Raw genomic sequence first — 16,389 nt, 5'->3', positions numbered from 1 at the left:
CATCGATGAAACTCTGGCATGTAATTAGCGGTATGACACTGGCGGTGGTAATCACAGGCTGTGCCGATCACAGTAAACCCGTGCCGACGCCAACTTTAGGCGCCAGCGTGGCCGGGCAGCCGTCGGCGATTGCCCAGCCAAACGTAAGCGGTTCCGTCTATATTCGCCAGCGTATTGCGCTGCCGCCGGATGCGGTGCTGACCGTGACGCTGGCTGATGCGTCACTGGCGGATGCGCCGTCCAAAGTGCTGTCACAGCGTGTGGTTCGCACCGAGGGCAAACAGGCACCGTTCCAGTTTGTGCTGCCCTTTAACCCGGCCGATATCCAGCCGAACGCGCGCATTTTGCTGAGCGCAGCGATCACCATCGACGGCAAGCTGGCGTTTATCACCGATACGGTGAAACCGGTGATTAATCAGGGTGGAACGAAAGCGGAACTGCTGCTGGTACCGGTGACCAATATGGCGATGCCAACCCAGCCGGGCGCTGCTACCACCGTGCCTTCGACGTCGCCAACTCAGGTTACGCCGTCAGCCTCCGTGCCGGCACCAACCAGTCTGTAAGTTGAAACGGGAGACAGCGCGTTACGGAAGCTGCGCCAGAATGGCACTGCAGAAAGTAAAGGCGCTGTCTCGTCCCTGATCGCTCGGCACACGCCATCCCTGGCGTGTGACGCTTTACTTTCTGCAGTGTCATTCCCGCGCTTTAAAGGGAGTGCGGCCTGTCAGCATTAATACTCCCAGCGATACTTCGCCAGTTCAATTTCTCCCGCATCACTCACTTCAATACCTTCAGCTTCCAGCGCATCGCGCTGACGAAAAAGATCATCGCCCTGCAGCGAAATACGACCATGACGATTAATCACGCGGAACCACGGCAGTTTGCTGCCTGGCGGCAGGCGCCGCAGCACGCCGCCCACCTGACGTGCGGCGCGCGGTGAACCGGCCAGCAGCGCGACATCGCCGTAGGTCGTCACTTTACCGGCAGGAATAGCGGCAACAATTTGCCAGACGCGCTCGGAAAAATTGCTCTGTTCACTCACTGACGCACCTCGTCTGCGGGAAAAGCGCCACTTTAGCATGCGATTGCGGCTATCAGCAGGGTTTTGCCGCCGGCCTGTTCAAGAAACCAACGGTTGCCCGGCCTGCGCTTGCAATTGCCAGGGGCTTCCCCGATAATGCCAGCGCTCTCAACATGAGAGCTCGTCAATGGGGGCCCTGTTGGTTCTCCCGCAACGCTAACTTGTGAACTCGGTCAGGTCCGGAAGGAAGCAGCCGCAGCAGGCGACGCGTGTGCCGGGATGTAGCTGGCAGGGCCTCCACCATTTCTGCCCATGCAAAATCCCTGCGCGCAATGCGGCACAGCACCCTGTCGGCACTCCTTTGCCTGCCTGTCATCCGTGGAAATAAAGGTGAGTAACGAAACGACCTGCGGGGAGAAAACTTAGCGGACGTACTTCCAGACAGATCCGGGCACTTTGTCATAGAGCTTGTTCATGGTCAGCTCGGCCAGACGGTGATCGGCTGCGGAGTAGAATACCGCTAACTCATCATCGGGTAATTCATACTTGTTCTTTTCAATCACCCGTTCAAGGGTGTCAATTGAGCGACAACGACGCAGTCGCATCAAATAGTCTGTTTTGGTTAAGGCTGGGTTGCTCATAAATAAACCGGTCTCACTCTGATGCTAAAAGGAATGGCTGGGTTGCTGGAGATAAGCGCACTCTTCGGCAAACAGATTAAATAAGCGTTTTGCTGAACGTTGCCACCGTTGAAGATCCTGGGTATTGATTCCATAGCTGCTAAACAGCATAAAGGTATCATCAAGATATTCATCGATTTGCGTAATCAGCGCTTCATCTTCAACATGCTTAATTTTGTAATTCATCGTGAAAGAGGCGATATGCTCAATCAAATCGTTGAGCTGTAAATTGCCTGGCGAAGTGGGATCATTAACCCAGCCGTGATGGCTGTCGGTTAGCGTCGCCATACTTTCGTCAAACAGGTTCTCACACAGAAATTTAAGCTGGGCAATATCATGCCGTTTCGGTGAGTATTCGTCCATCTTTTTCCCCTCCATAGCGAGCACAGTTACCGCGACGCGGCGAGATTTGGAAAAGCTACCAGGGAGCGATCACGAATAAAAAGAAATCAGCGACCTTTTAAATATAATCCACAATCATTAGTTTTGCTCACCCAATTACTAAATATTACAATTCGTCGCACGGTGACGGGCGGGTATTGTCTATCACCTCAAACACCAGTGCACCGGGCGTTGTCTGGAACATAACTTCTTCACGTTGGGTAAAGGTTTCATTTAAATCAAGGCAGGGATTAAATAAATCCCACGTGAAATCGTAAAGCATTTTAAATCGTTTGTGGCCGACGGGCTGAATGGAAATAATGGTAAAACTGTCCGGAACTAATTGCGCGTTTTGAGAATACCACTGTAAATCGCCGGCAAGGTCCTGGGCTATTTTGAGAATATTCCCCTGGATAATCTGGCGTAACTTGCCGCAATCATCCTCATTCACGTCAATATCACTATGAATAATAGACTGCATTCTGCATCCCGTAAAAAGCAAGGAGAGTTCTATCATTGGCTTTCAGCTCTGACATTGCAAGCCATTGGTAAACAGAAAGGGCGATTGCTGCGATGGGCGCTGGCTTGATGGCACAAATCGCCCAGGCGTATCGCCGCTGATCAACTTTTGAAACACTTTCGTCCGCGCGTCACGATGACGCCATCAGGTAGTATATTGTTATGTTATAACATTTTGGTGGCGTATCATGAATCACAGTGGATTACTTCTCTCGCTCGGCGGGCGCCTGCTGGTAGCGCTACTGCTGAGTAGCCTGCTGGCTTTAGCCATCGTCTGGGGCCTGCACCAATGATGCGTTTTCATCGTCTGCAGGGCGGCTATCAGGGCAGGGCGGTGACGCCGGTGGTGAATGGCGAACTGGCGGCCGGCAGTATGACGGCACTGATCGGGGCCAACGGAACGGGCAAATCAACCTTGCTCAAAACTATCGCCGGACTGCTGCCGCCAGTGGCGGGACGCTGTGAACTGCAGCTGCCGCGAAAAGCGCTGGGCTGGTTGCCGCAGCGCAGCGAGCTGGACACCCGCTTCCCGCTCACCGTCTATGAGCTGGTAGCAATGGGCTGCTGGCCGCGCTGCGGCTGGTTCGGTGGCATCACGCGTGCGCTGAGGCAGGAGATTGATGCCGCGCTGGAGGCGGTGCAGATGCGCGACTTCGCCACTGCGCAGCCCGCGATGCTCTCCGGCGGGCAGTTGCAACGCGTGCTGTTTGCGCGCCTGATGCTCCAGCGCAGCCAGCTCTGGCTGCTGGACGAACCCTTCAACGGCATTGATACGCCGACGATAACCTTACTGATGTCGATTCTCGAACAGCAGCAGCGGGCGGGCACCACGCTGCTGGTTGTGCTGCACGACAAGCTGCTGGTGGCGCGCCATTTTCGTGACGTGCTGTCGCTGGATGAGCGTGACAGTGCGCAGCAACCGCGGCTGTGTCGGGTGGCGTCATGACGTTACTCCAGCCGTTTATTGAGTTTGGTTTTATGCGCCGGGCGCTGGTGGCCTGCATGGCGCTGGCGATCAGTGCAACGCCGCTCGGCGTCTTTCTCTCGCTGCGCCGTATGAGCCTGGTGGGCGATGCGCTGTCCCATGCGGTACTGCCGGGCGCTGCCATCGGCTATCTGGTGTCCGGCCTGTCGCTGGTGGCGATGGGCATTGGCGGCCTGATTGCCGGGCTGGCGGTGGCGCTGCTGTCCGGTGCGGTCAGCCGTTATACCCACCTGAAGGAAGATGCCAGCTTTTCCGGCTTCTATCTGGGTTCGCTGGCGCTCGGCGTCACGCTGGTATCACTGCGCGGTTCCAGTGTCGATCTGCTGCACGTGTTGTTCGGCTCGCTGCTGGCGGTGGATAACGGCGCGATTGTGCTGGTTGGCAGCATCGCCGCGTTCACCCTGCTGATGCTGGCCGTGATCTTCCGGCCGCTGGTCATTGATGCCTTTGATCCTGATTTTCTGCGTGCGCAGGGAAAATGGAGCGCACCGCTGGTGCACGGCATTTTCCTCACGCTGGTGGTGCTGAATCTGGTGGCGGGTTTTCAGGTGCTCGGCACGCTGATGTCCGTTGGGCTGATGATGCTGCCCGCCACCAGCGCGCGCTTCTGGAGCCGTCACCTTACTCGCATGCTGGCGATTGCCATGCTGCTGGCGCTGATCGCCGCCTTTATCGGCCTGTTGCTCTCCTGGCACTATGCACTGCCTGCCGGACCGGCGGTAGTACTGAGTGCGGCCGTACTGTTTTTGCTGTCTGTGTTGACAGGACCATGTGGCGGCCTGCTGCGCCGTCGATAATAAGATGACAAGGGGATAGGTATGAAGAAGTTACCGTTGAGTCTGGCGATTGGCGCGATGCTGATTAGCCCGCTGACGCTGGCAAAAACCGTTGATGCCGTAGCCAGTTTTACCGTGCTGGCTGACATCGTTAAACAGGTCGGCGGCGATCACGTTAAGGTGAAATCGCTGGTGGGGCCGGATGGCGATCCGCACACCTTTGAGCCGACGCCGCAGGATAGTCAGGCGCTGGCGCAGGCCGATGTGGTGTTCGTCAGCGGGCTGGGCATGGAAGGCTGGATGGACCGGCTGATTAGCGCGTCCGGCTACAAGGGCACGGTGGTGGTCGCCTCGAACGGCGTCAATACGCGCAAAATGGAGGAGGATGGCAAAACCATCACCGATCCACACGCGTGGAACAGCATGCACAACGGCGTGATCTACGCCACCAACGTGATGAACGCGCTGATCAAAGCCGATCCGGACGATGCCGCCGACATCCGTCACAGCGGTGAACGCTATATTCAGCAGTTGCAGAAGCTGGATAGCTGGGCCAAAAGTGAATTTGCCGGCGTGGCGCAAAGTAAACGCAAGGTACTCACCAGCCATGATGCCTTTGGCTATTTCGGCCAGCGCTACGGCGTGACATTCCTCGCGCCGGTGGGCTTCTCAACCGAAGCGGAAGCCAGCGCCAGCGATGTCGCCGCTATCATCAAACAGCTCCGGGCCGAGCACATCACCACCTACTTTATGGAGAATCAGACCGATCCGCGTCTGGTGAAACAGATCGCCAGTGAAACCGGTGCGCAACCCGGTGGCGAGCTCTATCCGGAAGCGCTGTCAGCGGCCAGCGGGCCGGCGCCTACCTATGAGGCGGCGTTTAAGCACAACGTGGAAACTCTGCTGCACAGCATGAAGTAAAAAAAAGGCCGGGGAGCATCCCGGCCAATTATCACGACACATTCCTAACGTTTTTTCTTTCTTCCCTGCACCGCCTTAAAGCGCGGGTTGGTTTTGCAAATCACATAAATACGACCTTTACGCCGCACGACTTTGCAATCTTTGTGACGGGTCTTGGCAGACCGCAATGAACTGACAACTTGCATGTGGCTGAACTCCGGTTATTTGCTGCGCGTCAGGAAGCTGCCAAAACGCTTGTTGAAGCGTGCGGCGCTGCCCTCTTTGGCAAACTCTTTCTGTTTACCGGTGTAGTAAACGTGCGACTTCGACGACACATCGAGCGTGACGTACGGCAGCTCTTCGCCCTCAAACTGGATGGTACGGTCGGTCTGAATCGTTGAGCCGACTTTGAAGTATTCGTCGACGGTGGTGTCGTGGAACACCACAGGACGGTAGTGCGGATGAATGTTTGGTTTCATAATAGCGCTCTCGTGTAATGTTATAATATAACAATATTATGAACCTCACGCCGCAGGATTGCAACCACGCGTCCGGTGCGGGTTTGTCATGGAACGTGCGGGCAGGGGGAGTGCGCAATAAAAAAGGCCGCTTGCGCGGCCTTTTAGCAGAGAGAAACTATCAGTGAGGGTGATCGACCGGATGGCCCTGTTCCAGCTCAGACTTATTCTTGCTGAAACGGCGGCGCACCACCACGAAGAACACCGGCACGAAGAAGATCGCCAGCGCGGTGGCCGTCACCATCCCGCCCATTACGCCGGTACCGACGGCGTTCTGTGCGCCGGAGCCGGCACCGCTGCTGATCGCCAGCGGCAGTACGCCGAGGATGAACGCCAGCGACGTCATCAGAATCGGACGCAGACGCATACGTGAGGCTTCCAGCGTTGACTCGACCAGCCCTTTGCCTTCCTTCTCCATCAAATCCTTGGCGAATTCGACGATCAGGATGGCGTTCTTCGCCGAGAGACCAATGGTGGTCAACAGGCCCACCACAAAGTACACGTCGTTACTCAGACCGCGCAGCGTGGTGAAGAGCAGGGCGCCAATCACACCCAGCGGCACCACCAGCATGACCGCGAACGGAATCGACCAGCTCTCATACAGCGCGGCCAGACACAGGAACACCACAATCAGCGAAATGGCGTACAGTGCAGGCGCCTGGTTGCCGGACAGGCGTTCCTGATAGGACATGCCGGTCCAGTCGTAGCCGATACCCGCAGGCAGCTTCGAGGCGAGGCTCTCCATCAGGTTCATGGCATCACCCGAGCTCTTGCCCGGTGCTGCCTGACCCAGGATCTCCATTGATGGCAGACCGTTGTAACGCTCCAGACGCGGTGAACCATACTGCCACTTCGCCGAAGAGAAGGCAGAGAATGGCACCATGGTCCCGGCGCTATTGCGCACGTACCATTTGCTGATGTCATCCGGCAGCATGCGCGAGTCGGCCTGACCCATCACGTACACTTTCTTCACGCGACCACGGTCGATGAAGTCGTTGACGTAAGAACCACCCCAGGCCGCACCCAGCGTGGTGTTGATGTCGGACAGTGACACACCAAGCGCCTGCGCTTTTTCCTGATCGATAATCAGTTTGTACTGCGGCGTATCTTCCAGCCCGTTTGGACGCACGCCCACCAGCGTATCCGGATGCTGGGCGATCATGCCAAACAGCTGGTTACGCGCGGCGGTCAGCTTCTCATGGCCGAGGTTACCCTGATCGATCAGCTGGAAGTCGAAACCGGTGGCGTTACCCAGTTCGATAATGGCCGGCAGGTTGAACGGGAACACCATGGCATCTTTAATCTGACCCAGCGCCTGCATTGCACGTCCGGCAATCGCCGGCACTTTCAGGCTGGCATCACCACGCTCATCCCATGGCTTCAGGCTGACGAAGGCGATACCGGTGTTCTGTCCACGACCGGCGAAGCCAAAGCCGTTAACGGTAAACACCGAATTCACGCTGTCTTTCTCTTTGGTCAGGAAGTAATCCGTAACCTGATCCAGCACTTTCTGCGTCCGTTCCTGAGTCGCACCGGCAGGCAGCTGCGCCTGCGCCAGTAACAGCCCCTGATCCTCTTCCGGCAGGAACGAGGTAGGCAGTTTCAGGAACAGGTAAGCCATGCCGACCACAATCAGCAGATAAATCAGCAGATAGCGACCGGTGCTGCGCACAATGTGACCGACGCTGTCGACGTAATGGTTGGTGCTCTTATCAAACAGGCGGTTAAACCAGCCGAAGAAACCGGTGGTTTTGCCGTGTTCGCCTTTTTTGATGGGCTTCAGCATGGTGGCACACAGCGCTGGCGTCAGAATCAACGCCACCAGCACCGACAGCGCCATCGCCGAAACGATGGTGATCGAGAACTGACGATAAATCACCCCGGTTGAGCCGCCGAAGAACGCCATCGGGATAAATACCGCTGACAGCACCAGCGCGATGCCAACCAGCGCGCCCTGAATCTGTTCCATCGAGCGTTTGGTGGCTTCTTTCGGCGGTAATCCTTCTTCCGCCATGACGCGCTCAACGTTTTCCACCACCACGATGGCGTCATCCACCAACAGGCCGATGGCGAGCACCATGCCGAACATCGTCAGGGTGTTTATCGAGTAGCCAAAGGCACTGATGATGGCAAAGGTGCCCAGCAGCACCACCGGCACGGCGATGGTAGGAATCAGCGTCGCGCGGAAGTTCTGCAGGAACAGATACATTACCAGGAACACCAGCACGATGGCTTCGAACAGCGTTTTCACCACTTCGAAAATGGAGATCTTAACGAATGGCGTGGTGTCGTACGGGTAAACGGTTTTCATGCCGGCCGGGAAGAACGGTTCCAGCTTAGCCAGTTCCGCTTTCACCGCGTCGGCGGTATCCAGTGCGTTGGCGCCGGTCGCCAGTTTGACACCGATACCGGAGGCTGGTTTGCCGTTATAGCGGGCAATGATCTCGTAGTTTTCACCGCCGAGTTCAATCTTCGCGACATCGCGCAGGCGCACCTGTGAGCCGTCCTGATTGACCTTCAGCATGATGTTGCCGAACTCTTCGGTCGAGGTCAGACGCGTCTGGGCAATGATCGAGGCGTTAAGCTGCTGACCTGGCACCGGTGGGGTACCGCCCAACTGACCAGCGGCCACCTGGGTGTTCTGGGTTTGCAGCGCGCTGATCACATCCACCGGCGTCAGCTGGTAGTTGTTAAGCTTGTGCGGATCGAGCCAGATACGCATCGCATACTGCGCACCAAACACCTGAGTGTCACCGACGCCAGGCGTACGGCTGATCGGATCTTTGATGTTCGACGCTACGTAGTCTGAGATGTCGTTCTGCGTCATGCTGCCATCTTCGCTGACGAAACCGGCGACCATCAGGAAGCTGCTGGAGGATTTTTTCACCTGAATCCCCTGCTGCTGTACTTCCTGCGGCAGCAGTGGCATCGCCAGCTGCAGTTTGTTCTGCACCTGCACCTGAGCAATGTCGGCATCAGTGCCAGACTGGAAGGTCAGCGTCAGCGTCAGCGTACCAGAAGAGTCACTGCTCGAGGACATATACATCAGCCCGTCGATGCCGTTCATATTCTGTTCGATAACCTGCGTTACCGAATCCTGTAGCGTTTTCGCATCTGCACCCGGATAAGATGCCTGGATTTCAACTGCCGGCGGCGCAACGTTGGGATATTGCTCGATCGGCAGTTTGATAATCGATAGCGCACCCGCCAGCATAATAATGATGGCAAGCACCCAGGCAAAAATGGGGCGATCGATAAAGAACTTAGCCATGTATCAACGGCTCCTGTTTATGACGATGATTTAGCAGACTGAGATTCCGGTGCGGCTTTGGCATCATCTTTGACTTCCTGCGGCGTCACCTGAGCACCCGGTTTAGCACGCTGAATACCGACGGTAATCACGCGATCGCCCTCTTTCAGGCCATCGGTCACCAGCCATTTGTCGCCAAACGCCTGGTTCGCGGTAATCTTACGCACTTCGACTTTATTATCCGCGCCCACGACCATCGCGGTGGCTTCACCGGTTGGCGTGCGGGTTACGCCGGTCTGCGGTACCAGCAGCGCCGTCGGGTTAGTGCCCTCATCCAGACGTGCACGCACGAACATGCCCGGCAGCAAACGATGATCCGGATTCGGGAAAATCGCGCGCAGGGTAATCGAGCCAGTGGTTTCATCCACGGTAACATCAGAGAATTCCAGTGTGCCCGGCTGGCTGTATGCGCTACCGTTCTGCATCAGCAGGGTAACGTTAGCTTTGCCGTCGTTCTGTTTCAGCTGACCAGACTCCAGCTCGCCGCGCAGGCGCAGGAAATCATCGCTGGACTGGGTCACATCGACGTACATCGGGTCGAGTTGCTGCACGGTCGCCAGCGCGGTGGTCTGGCCGTTCGACACCAGCGCACCTTCCGTCACCGAGGATTTACCAATGCGGCCGCTGATTGGCGAGGTCACTTTGGTATACGCCAGGTTAATGCGGGCGGTTTCCACATTGGCCTGCGCCGCCTGTACGGCTGCGGCGGTCTGCGCGGCGGTGGCCGCGGCGTTATCGTAGTCCTGCTGGCTGATATATTTGGTACCCAGCAGTGGCTTGTAACGATTCACCGTCAGCTGGGCAACGCGCGCGTTGGCCTGAGCCTGGGCTAAATCGCCTTTTGCGCTGTCGTATGCGGCCTGATAGGTGGCGGGATCGATCTGGTACAGCGAATCGCCGGCTTTAACATCACTGCCTTCAACAAAATTACGCTTGAGAATGATACCTGACACCTGCGGACGCACTTCAGCCACGCGGAACGCCGAAGTACGGCCTGGCAGTTCGGTGGTGATTTTCAGGGGCTCGTTTTTTAACGTGACAACACCCACTTCCGGGGGCTGCTGCTGGGCGGCTTGCTGGGATTTATTATCATCACATCCTGTTAACAAAAAGCTGCCTGTAAGCATCACGGCGGCCGCCAGAGGCGCTAATCCTCTGTTTTTATTCATAAATAAACCTCTAGTGTCCGATATCAAATGATCAATGGATCACAAACCTTTAAACCCATTGCTGCGTTAAAACACGGGTCGTGCTATGGTACATACATTCACAAATGTATGTAAACTTGCCAGTTTGTAAAAACAGTCCTCTATGGCACGAAAAACCAAAGCGCAAGCACTTGAAACGCGACATCAAATTCTGGATGCCGCTTTAGCTCACTTTTCTGAACACGGTGTGGCCGCCACTTCACTGGCGGATATCGCCGCGGCCGCTGGCGTCACGCGTGGCGCTATCTACTGGCATTTTAAAAATAAAGCCGATCTGTTACAGGAGATCTGGCTGCGCTGCGACGCCGGGCTCGACGATGTGGAACTTGAGTATCAGACAAAATACCCTGGCGATCCACTTTCTGTAATGCGTTCGATGCTGATCTATATCCTTGAAGCCACAGCAAAGGATCCACAAAGACGCGCATTAATGGAGATTATCTTCCATAAATGTGAGTTCGTTGGCGAAATGTCGACGTTAATGGCGATGCAGCAGGGGCTGCTGCAGGCGTGTTATGACCGCATCGAAGAGGTGCTGCGCAGCTGTATCGAGGCCGGGCAGCTCCCGGCCAGCCTCAACACCCGTCAGGCGGCGCTGCTGATGCGCGGCTACATCAGCGGCATGATGGAGAGCTGGTTGTTCAATCCGCAAAGTTTTGATCTGGTGAGTGAAGCGCCGCAGGTGGTCGAGGCCTTTATAGATATGCTGCGCCTGAGCCCGACGCTCGCCGGCACGCGCTAAGCGGTGCGCTCGGCCGCCAGCTTCTGCTCATAATCGCGCTGGACAATCGCCAGCGCAGCCAGCACCGTGACCGTGGGCACCTGGTTTTCCTCCAGCAGCTGAATTAAATCGACCGCCAGCTTGATGTCATCCGGCGCGGTATCCAGCGTCATAGTGTCTCCTAAATACGTAGTTTAGCGGCGACCAGCAGCATCAGCAGGGCACCGGCCAGCGCCACGGCAAAGCCCATCGGATGAAGCGTACCAAGGTCACCCGTGGTGAAATACGTGGCGATGTAGCCGCCAATCAGCGCGCCGATCACCGCCAGCACCAGCGTCGGCACCAGTCCGCCGGGACGGCCGGGAAACACCCTCCGCTTCAGCCAGCCGGCAGCCAGGCCAATAATAATCCAGATGATAAGGGTCATGCTTCTCCTCCCGTCAGCGCTGTTTCCAGTATAGAGGAAAGCGAACGGCTTACTGCTGCGCCGCGATCTCCAGTTTATGCAGTGCGGCGCGGCAGCGCGCCAGCCGCTCCTGCAGAATCTCCACCTCGCGCATCAGCTGCTGCTGCACGCTCAGCGTTTCAGCGCGCGCCAGGTGCTGTTCGCGCTGCTGCAGCATGGCCAGCAATCGCGTTTCGTAGCCGCGGTACTCATCACGCTTCGGCTGCAGCGGATCGCGACGCGGCTGTTCACGCACCACGCGCAGTTGCTGGCTACTGCACTCGCGCTGCAGCGCGGCAATCTGGTCCAGCACCTTCTGCGCCAGCCACTGGCTGCGCGACGCATCACTGTCGGACGCCGCGAGCTGCGCCGCATTGTGCTGCAGCTCTTGCAGATAGTCAGCCAGCCGCGTGCCTTTACAGCGAAACAGCTGCGCGTCAAAGCGCGGCTGACGGCAGCTACCGTCCGGCTGCTGCGCAATCTGCTGGCGCAGCGTGTCAATCATAGCGTGAAGACGCTGTTGGGCGGGCAGTTGAGGCATCACTTCGATTCCGTCTGTGTTAACGTAGCGCTGTTGTGACATTTTTCAGGCATCTGGCATGCAGCGCATTTTACTGTTAAGCCTTGGCTGGCTGGCGATTGTGCTGGGCACGCTGGGCATTGTATTACCTTTACTACCGACCACGCCATTCGTGTTGCTGGCCGCCTGGTGTTTTGCCCGCTCGTCGCCGCGCTTTCATCACTGGCTGCTGTGGCGCTCGCCGTTTGGCCGCTATCTGCGTCACTGGCAGCAGCATCGCGCCATGCCGCCCGGTGCCAAAAGCCGCGCCATGTTGCTGATTGTCATCACCTTTGCGGTTTCAATCTGGCTGGTGAAGCTGCTGTGGCTGCGCATCCTGCTCGGTGTGATGCTGGCGCTATTGTTGCTCATGCTGTGGCGCATCCCGGTTGTAGCAGAAAGTGCGAACCCGCACGAACCGTAGCATCAGGGTTGCATTTAGCCGGCTGTTTGCTTAGATTTGGGCATCTTCGTGCGTGGCTTCCCTTTGAGAAACGACTTCGCTTAACCCGGTTTCCGGGTATTGGCGCTGTTGAAGCTGCGCGTTTTAGATATTTTTCCAGGCGTAACCTTTATGACCGCAACTGCGCAGCAGCTTGAACTGATCAAAAACAGCATCAAAAGCATTCCTGACTATCCGAAGCCGGGCATCCTGTTCCGTGACGTCACCAGTCTGATGGAAGATCCGCAGGCGTATGCCGCAGCGATCGCCATTCTGGTGGAGCGTTATCGTAATAAAGGCATCACCAAAGTGGTGGGCACCGAAGCGCGTGGCTTCCTGTTCGGGGCGCCGGTTGCGCTGGGTCTGGGCGTGGGATTTGTGCCGGTGCGCAAGCCGGGCAAACTGCCGCGTGAAACTTTCAGCGAAAGCTATGAACTGGAGTACGGTTCAGACGCGCTGGAACTGCACAAAGACGCCATCAAACCCGGCGATGTGGTGCTGGTGGTGGACGATCTGCTGGCTACCGGCGGCACCCTTGAAGCCACGGTGAAACTGATTCGTCGTGCGGGCGGTGAAGTTAAAGATGCCGCGTTCGTGATCAACCTGTTTGATTTAAGCGGCGAAGCGCGCCTGAACGCGCTGGGTATCGACTGCTACAGCCTGGTCAACTTCCCCGGCCACTAAGGCCATCGCGCCGCCCGCCTTGATGCCCGGCGGCGCCTCTCTTCGCACTCCCTGACAGGCGTATTCCGCCCTGAAGCGCAGCGCGCGACGTATCACGGGTATAGGCATATCCGGCTGTGGCTGTTACACTCCTGTCAAAATAAACAGGGTTTGCGTCACCGCATTTTTCCCCTAAGTCCCACGGCAGAATCGGCGCAACTGAGCGTGCTGCTGTGCCAGGTTAAACAACTCCAGTGATTGAATCCACATGAGCTATCAGGTACTTGCGCGAAAATGGCGTCCCCAGGCTTTCGCCGACGTAGTCGGTCAGGAACATGTGCTGACGGCGCTGGCTAACGGGTTGTCACTGGGACGCATCCATCATGCCTATCTGTTTTCCGGCACGCGCGGCGTGGGGAAAACCTCGATTGCGCGTCTGCTGGCCAAAGGCCTCAACTGCGAAACCGGTATCACGGCCACGCCGTGTGGACAGTGCGATAACTGTCGCGAGATTGAACAGGGGCGCTTTGTCGATCTGATCGAAATCGATGCCGCCTCGCGCACCAAAGTGGAAGACACGCGCGACCTGCTGGATAACGTGCAGTATGCGCCCGCACGCGGGCGCTTTAAGGTCTATCTGATCGATGAAGTGCACATGCTGTCGCGCCACAGCTTTAATGCGCTGCTGAAAACGCTGGAAGAGCCGCCGTCACACGTGAAATTCCTGCTGGCGACCACCGATCCGCAGAAGCTGCCGGTAACCATTCTGTCGCGCTGCCTGCAGTTCCACCTGAAAGCCCTCGACGTCGAACAGATTCAGCAGCAGCTGGCGCACGTGCTGCAGCAGGAGCAGATTGACGCCGAGCCGCGCGCGCTGCATCTGCTGGCGCGCGCCGCCGACGGCAGTATGCGCGATGCGCTCAGCCTCACCGATCAGGCGATTGCCATGGGGCAGGGCAGCGTCACGCGCGACAGCGTGGCGCAAATGCTGGGCACGCTGGATGATGAACAGCCGCTGGCGCTGATTGAAGCGCTGGTGGAAGGCAACGGCGAACAGGTGATGGCGCTGCTGAATCAGGCCGCATCGCGCGGCGTGGAGTGGGAGGCGCTGCTGGTGGAGATGCTGCGTCTGCTGCACCGTATCGCGATGGTCCAGCTGCTGCCCAGCTCGCTTGGCGAAGATGATGCCAGCCAGGCGCAGCGCCTGCGCGAACTGGCGCGCGTGCTGCCGCCTGCTGACGTTCAGCTCTATTATCAGACGCTGCTGATGGGGCGCAAAGATTTGCCGCTGGCGCCGGATCGTCGGCTGGGCGTGGAAATGACGCTGCTGCGTGCGCTGGCGTTTCATCCGCAGGCCACCATTGCTGAACCGGTGGCGCGCCCGTCGCTGACGCCGCAGGCCGCGCCGGCCGTTGCCGCGCCAGCGCCTCAGACCAAAGCCGCACCCGCTGTGGCCGCGCAGCCGCAGATGGCACCGCCGATGGATGAGTCGCCACCGCCGGCCGATGATTATCCCGATATGGCACCGGCCCCGGATAACTTGCCCGACGCCACCAGTCAGCTGTTACAGGCGCGGACGCAGCTGCTGCGTCAGGGAGCCGGCAAAGCAAAAAAGAGTGAGCCGGCAGCGCGTTCCGCGCGGCCGGCAAACCCGGCGCTGGAACGTCTGGCAAGCGTCACCGAGCGCGTGCAACAGCGCGCGTCTGAGCCGGCGGTAAAAGCGCCGGCGAAACCGGAAGCGTATCGCTGGAAAGCCCAGCAGCAGGAGGAGATCAAGCCGGAGCCGGTGGCGACGCCAAAAGCCTTGCGTTCTGCGCTGGAGCATGAGAAAACGCCAGAGCTGGCGCTCAAACTGGCGGAAGAGGCGCTGCAGCGCGATGCCTGGGCGGCGGAAATCGCCACGTTGACGCTGCCGAAGCTGGTCCAGCAGGTCGCGCTGAACGCGTGGAAAGAGGTGAATGAGCAGGGCGTGACGCTGCATTTGCGCAGCAGCCAGCGTCATCTCAACTCTGCCCCGGCGCGCCAGGCGATTCAGGACGCGCTGAGCCAGGCGGCCGGCCAGACGGTTGAACTGACCATCGTGGAAGACGATAATCCGGCGGTATTGACGCCGCTGGAGTGGCGTCAGGCCATTTATGAAGAGAAACTGGCGCAGGCGCGTCAGTCGATCGAAAGCGATACCCACATTCAGACGCTGCGTCGCTTCTTTGATGCGGACCTGGATGAAGAGAGTATCCGACCCGTATGATCACGCTGTCGCGCAGCGTTGCGCGCAGCCCCAGCAGAGAGAGAAAACTATGTTTGGTAAAGGCGGATTGGGCAACCTGATGAAACAGGCCCAGCAGATGCAGGATAAAATGGCCAAAGTTCAGGAAGAGATCGCCGCACTGGAAGTCACCGGCGAATCAGGGGCTGGCCTGGTCAAAGTGACCATCAACGGTGCGCACAACTGCCGCCGCGTGGAAGTCGATCCCAGCCTGCTGGAAGATGACAAAGAGATGCTGGAAGATCTGATCGCTGCGGCGTTCAACGATGCGGCGCGCCGTATTGATGAAACGCAGAAAGAGAAGATGGCGTCCGTCTCTGCCGGTATGCAGCTGCCGCCTGGCTTCAAGATGCCGTTCTGATGCAAACCAGTCCACTGCTTGAAGCTTTGATGGAGTCGCTGCGCTGTTTGCCGGGCGTTGGCCCGAAATCGGCGCAGCGCATGGCGTTTCATCTGTTGCAGCGCGATCGCAGCGGTGGCATGCGTCTGGCGCAGGCGCTGACCCGCGCCATGGCAGAGATCGGCCACTGTTCCGACTGCCGCACCTTCACCGAGCAGGAGATCTGCACCATCTGCGCCAATCCCCGCCGTCAGCAAAACGGCCAGATTTGCGTGGTGGAGAGCCCGGCGGATATCCACGCCATCGAGCAGACCGGCCAGTTTGGCGGTCGCTATTTTGTGCTGATGGGCCATCTGTCGCCGCTGGACGGCATCGGCCCGCAGGATATTGGCCTGGATCGGCTGGAGCAGCGCCTTGAACGTGAGACGCTGCAGGAGGTGATCCTCGCCACCAACCCCACGGTGGAAGGCGAAGCCACGGCTAACTATATCGCCGAGCTGTGCGGCCAGTATGGCGTTGACGCCAGCCGCATTGCGCACGGGGTTCCGGTCGGCGGTGAACTGGAAATGGTCGACGGCACAACGCTGTCGCACTCGCTTGCCGGACGGCACAAGATTAAATTCTGACCACTTGCCGGTATCCTGCTGCGATACCG

Annotated in this window: 21 protein-coding genes, 1 other RNA gene and 1 other annotated feature; of the genes, 11 read left to right on the top strand and 11 right to left on the bottom strand. The window is 58.0% G+C overall.

The window, feature by feature from the left end; genetic code table 11:
* The first annotated feature begins 5 nt into the window (after positions 1-5).
* Positions 6-563 carry a YbaY family lipoprotein gene (locus tag C1N60_RS15090; RefSeq protein ID WP_211726335.1) on the top strand — a complete coding sequence of 186 codons (558 nt, stop codon included), beginning with the start codon at positions 6-8 and terminating at the stop codon, positions 561-563.
* 167 nt (positions 564-730) lie between these two features.
* Here the strand turns inward: C1N60_RS15090 and C1N60_RS15085 are convergent, their stop codons facing one another.
* Positions 731-1,042, bottom strand: a complete 312-nt coding sequence (locus C1N60_RS15085) for an MGMT family protein (RefSeq protein WP_021507202.1) — start codon at positions 1,040-1,042, stop codon at positions 731-733.
* Positions 1,043-1,218: 176 nt separating this feature from the next.
* On the opposite strand from C1N60_RS15085, the gene ffs reads away from it, so the two are divergent.
* Positions 1,219-1,315: signal recognition particle sRNA small type (gene ffs / locus C1N60_RS15080), an RNA gene on the top strand.
* A gap of 128 nt (positions 1,316-1,443) precedes the next feature.
* Here the strand turns inward: ffs and C1N60_RS15075 are convergent.
* From C1N60_RS15075 to C1N60_RS15065, 3 genes are all read right to left on the bottom strand, one after another.
* Positions 1,444-1,662 carry an HHA domain-containing protein gene (locus C1N60_RS15075; protein WP_021507203.1) on the bottom strand — a complete coding sequence of 73 codons (219 nt, stop codon included), beginning with the start codon at positions 1,660-1,662 and terminating at the stop codon, positions 1,444-1,446.
* Positions 1,663-1,686: 24 nt separating this feature from the next.
* Complete coding sequence (gene tomB / locus C1N60_RS15070) at positions 1,687-2,064, bottom strand: Hha toxicity modulator TomB (RefSeq protein ID WP_021313568.1); 378 nt, start codon at positions 2,062-2,064, stop codon at positions 1,687-1,689.
* Positions 2,065-2,209: 145 nt separating this feature from the next.
* Positions 2,210-2,563, bottom strand: a complete 354-nt coding sequence (locus tag C1N60_RS15065) for a hypothetical protein (protein WP_031279656.1) — start codon at positions 2,561-2,563, stop codon at positions 2,210-2,212.
* Positions 2,564-2,890: 327 nt separating this feature from the next.
* Between C1N60_RS15065 and C1N60_RS15060 the strand changes: the two genes are divergently transcribed.
* The 3 genes from C1N60_RS15060 to C1N60_RS15050 are packed head-to-tail and all read left to right on the top strand — an operon-like array spanning position 2,891 to position 5,283.
* Positions 2,891-3,547 carry a metal ABC transporter ATP-binding protein gene (locus C1N60_RS15060; protein WP_141496706.1) on the top strand — a complete coding sequence of 219 codons (657 nt, stop codon included), beginning with the start codon at positions 2,891-2,893 and terminating at the stop codon, positions 3,545-3,547.
* Positions 3,544-4,383 (top strand): metal ABC transporter permease, encoded by an 840-nt coding sequence (locus tag C1N60_RS15055; RefSeq protein ID WP_021507206.1) that lies wholly within the window; start codon positions 3,544-3,546, stop codon positions 4,381-4,383. Before C1N60_RS15060 ends, C1N60_RS15055 begins: the two co-directional genes overlap by 4 nt.
* A gap of 21 nt (positions 4,384-4,404) precedes the next feature.
* Complete coding sequence (locus C1N60_RS15050) at positions 4,405-5,283, top strand: metal ABC transporter substrate-binding protein (RefSeq protein WP_058769397.1); 879 nt, start codon at positions 4,405-4,407, stop codon at positions 5,281-5,283.
* Positions 5,284-5,327: 44 nt separating this feature from the next.
* Here C1N60_RS15050 and ykgO read toward each other — a convergent pair whose 3' ends face one another.
* From ykgO to C1N60_RS15030, 4 genes are all read right to left on the bottom strand, one after another.
* On the bottom strand, positions 5,328-5,468 hold the full coding sequence (gene ykgO, locus C1N60_RS15045) for a type B 50S ribosomal protein L36 (protein ID WP_010616859.1): 141 nt from the start codon (positions 5,466-5,468) through the stop codon (positions 5,328-5,330).
* Between the two features lie 15 nt (positions 5,469-5,483).
* Positions 5,484-5,741 carry a type B 50S ribosomal protein L31 gene (locus C1N60_RS15040; RefSeq protein WP_021507208.1) on the bottom strand — a complete coding sequence of 86 codons (258 nt, stop codon included), beginning with the start codon at positions 5,739-5,741 and terminating at the stop codon, positions 5,484-5,486.
* Positions 5,742-5,901: 160 nt separating this feature from the next.
* Positions 5,902-9,051 carry a multidrug efflux RND transporter permease subunit AcrB gene (locus tag C1N60_RS15035; protein ID WP_021507209.1) on the bottom strand — a complete coding sequence of 1,050 codons (3,150 nt, stop codon included), beginning with the start codon at positions 9,049-9,051 and terminating at the stop codon, positions 5,902-5,904.
* A gap of 17 nt (positions 9,052-9,068) precedes the next feature.
* On the bottom strand, positions 9,069-10,259 hold the full coding sequence (locus C1N60_RS15030; protein WP_058757947.1) for an efflux RND transporter periplasmic adaptor subunit: 1,191 nt from the start codon (positions 10,257-10,259) through the stop codon (positions 9,069-9,071).
* Between the two features lie 142 nt (positions 10,260-10,401).
* On the opposite strand from C1N60_RS15030, the gene acrR reads away from it, so the two are divergent.
* Positions 10,402-11,040 carry a multidrug efflux transporter transcriptional repressor AcrR gene (gene acrR / locus C1N60_RS15025; RefSeq protein WP_031279658.1) on the top strand — a complete coding sequence of 213 codons (639 nt, stop codon included), beginning with the start codon at positions 10,402-10,404 and terminating at the stop codon, positions 11,038-11,040.
* Here acrR and rsmS read toward each other — a convergent pair.
* From rsmS to priC, 3 genes are read right to left on the bottom strand one after another with little or no spacing between them, the layout of a single operon-like run.
* Complete coding sequence (rsmS, locus tag C1N60_RS15020) at positions 11,037-11,192, bottom strand: pleiotropic regulatory protein RsmS (RefSeq protein WP_394521053.1); 156 nt, start codon at positions 11,190-11,192, stop codon at positions 11,037-11,039. The genes acrR and rsmS overlap by 4 nt on opposite strands.
* A gap of 8 nt (positions 11,193-11,200) precedes the next feature.
* Complete coding sequence (locus C1N60_RS15015) at positions 11,201-11,446, bottom strand: GlsB/YeaQ/YmgE family stress response membrane protein (RefSeq protein WP_021507213.1); 246 nt, start codon at positions 11,444-11,446, stop codon at positions 11,201-11,203.
* Between the two features lie 49 nt (positions 11,447-11,495).
* Complete coding sequence (priC, locus tag C1N60_RS15010) at positions 11,496-12,005, bottom strand: primosomal replication protein PriC (RefSeq protein WP_394521760.1); 510 nt, start codon at positions 12,003-12,005, stop codon at positions 11,496-11,498.
* Between the two features lie 58 nt (positions 12,006-12,063).
* Between priC and C1N60_RS15005 the strand changes: the two genes are divergently transcribed.
* From C1N60_RS15005 to recR, 5 genes are all read left to right on the top strand, one after another.
* A complete protein-coding gene (locus C1N60_RS15005) occupies positions 12,064-12,447 on the top strand; it encodes a DUF454 family protein (RefSeq protein WP_058775241.1) in 384 nt (127 codons plus the stop codon).
* Between the two features lie 150 nt (positions 12,448-12,597).
* Positions 12,598-13,149 carry an adenine phosphoribosyltransferase gene (apt, locus tag C1N60_RS15000; protein WP_031279659.1) on the top strand — a complete coding sequence of 184 codons (552 nt, stop codon included), beginning with the start codon at positions 12,598-12,600 and terminating at the stop codon, positions 13,147-13,149.
* Between the two features lie 247 nt (positions 13,150-13,396).
* Positions 13,397-15,376, top strand: coding sequence for a DNA polymerase III subunit gamma/tau (gene dnaX / locus C1N60_RS14995; RefSeq protein WP_394521052.1), 1,980 nt, complete (start codon positions 13,397-13,399; stop codon positions 15,374-15,376).
* Positions 14,718-14,779 (top strand) — a sequence feature (DnaX frameshifting element). (Overlaps the previous gene by 62 nt.)
* 49 nt (positions 15,377-15,425) lie before the next feature.
* Entirely contained in the window at positions 15,426-15,755 is a 330-nt protein-coding gene (locus C1N60_RS14990) for a YbaB/EbfC family nucleoid-associated protein (RefSeq protein ID WP_010616869.1), read from the top strand.
* On the top strand, positions 15,755-16,360 hold the full coding sequence (gene recR, locus C1N60_RS14985; RefSeq protein WP_031279660.1) for a recombination mediator RecR: 606 nt from the start codon (positions 15,755-15,757) through the stop codon (positions 16,358-16,360). The genes C1N60_RS14990 and recR overlap by 1 nt, the downstream gene beginning before the upstream one ends.
* Positions 16,361-16,389: the final 29 nt, after the last annotated feature.

It is taken from the genome of Pantoea sp. SGAir0184 (genome assembly GCF_043544755.1).
The sequence above is the reverse complement of the archived record's forward strand: the minus strand, read 5'-3'. Positions and strand labels throughout refer to the sequence as shown.

Bases quoted from the DNA above. Each gene is read 5' to 3' on its own strand.
- rsmS (WP_394521053.1), bottom strand. From the start codon at position 11,192: ATGACGCTGGATACCGCGCCGGATGACATCAAGCTGGCGGTCGATTTA.
- tomB (WP_021313568.1), bottom strand. From the start codon at position 2,064: ATGGACGAATACTCACCGAAACGGCATGATATTGCCCAGCTTAAATTT.
- C1N60_RS15040 (WP_021507208.1), bottom strand. From the start codon at position 5,741: ATGAAACCAAACATTCATCCGCACTACCGTCCTGTGGTGTTCCACGAC.
- acrR (WP_031279658.1), top strand. From the start codon at position 10,402: ATGGCACGAAAAACCAAAGCGCAAGCACTTGAAACGCGACATCAAATT.
- C1N60_RS15090 (WP_211726335.1), top strand. From the start codon at position 6: ATGAAACTCTGGCATGTAATTAGCGGTATGACACTGGCGGTGGTAATC.
- ykgO (WP_010616859.1), bottom strand. From the start codon at position 5,468: ATGCAAGTTGTCAGTTCATTGCGGTCTGCCAAGACCCGTCACAAAGAT.
- C1N60_RS15015 (WP_021507213.1), bottom strand. From the start codon at position 11,446: ATGACCCTTATCATCTGGATTATTATTGGCCTGGCTGCCGGCTGGCTG.
- C1N60_RS15060 (WP_141496706.1), top strand. From the start codon at position 2,891: ATGATGCGTTTTCATCGTCTGCAGGGCGGCTATCAGGGCAGGGCGGTG.
- priC (WP_394521760.1), bottom strand. From the start codon at position 12,005: ATGCCTCAACTGCCCGCCCAACAGCGTCTTCACGCTATGATTGACACG.
- C1N60_RS14990 (WP_010616869.1), top strand. From the start codon at position 15,426: ATGTTTGGTAAAGGCGGATTGGGCAACCTGATGAAACAGGCCCAGCAG.
- C1N60_RS15030 (WP_058757947.1), bottom strand. From the start codon at position 10,259: ATGAATAAAAACAGAGGATTAGCGCCTCTGGCGGCCGCCGTGATGCTT.
- C1N60_RS15065 (WP_031279656.1), bottom strand. From the start codon at position 2,563: ATGCAGTCTATTATTCATAGTGATATTGACGTGAATGAGGATGATTGC.
- C1N60_RS15050 (WP_058769397.1), top strand. From the start codon at position 4,405: ATGAAGAAGTTACCGTTGAGTCTGGCGATTGGCGCGATGCTGATTAGC.
- C1N60_RS15055 (WP_021507206.1), top strand. From the start codon at position 3,544: ATGACGTTACTCCAGCCGTTTATTGAGTTTGGTTTTATGCGCCGGGCG.
- apt (WP_031279659.1), top strand. From the start codon at position 12,598: ATGACCGCAACTGCGCAGCAGCTTGAACTGATCAAAAACAGCATCAAA.
- recR (WP_031279660.1), top strand. From the start codon at position 15,755: ATGCAAACCAGTCCACTGCTTGAAGCTTTGATGGAGTCGCTGCGCTGT.
- C1N60_RS15005 (WP_058775241.1), top strand. From the start codon at position 12,064: ATGCAGCGCATTTTACTGTTAAGCCTTGGCTGGCTGGCGATTGTGCTG.
- dnaX (WP_394521052.1), top strand. From the start codon at position 13,397: ATGAGCTATCAGGTACTTGCGCGAAAATGGCGTCCCCAGGCTTTCGCC.
- C1N60_RS15075 (WP_021507203.1), bottom strand. From the start codon at position 1,662: ATGAGCAACCCAGCCTTAACCAAAACAGACTATTTGATGCGACTGCGT.
- C1N60_RS15035 (WP_021507209.1), bottom strand. From the start codon at position 9,051: ATGGCTAAGTTCTTTATCGATCGCCCCATTTTTGCCTGGGTGCTTGCC.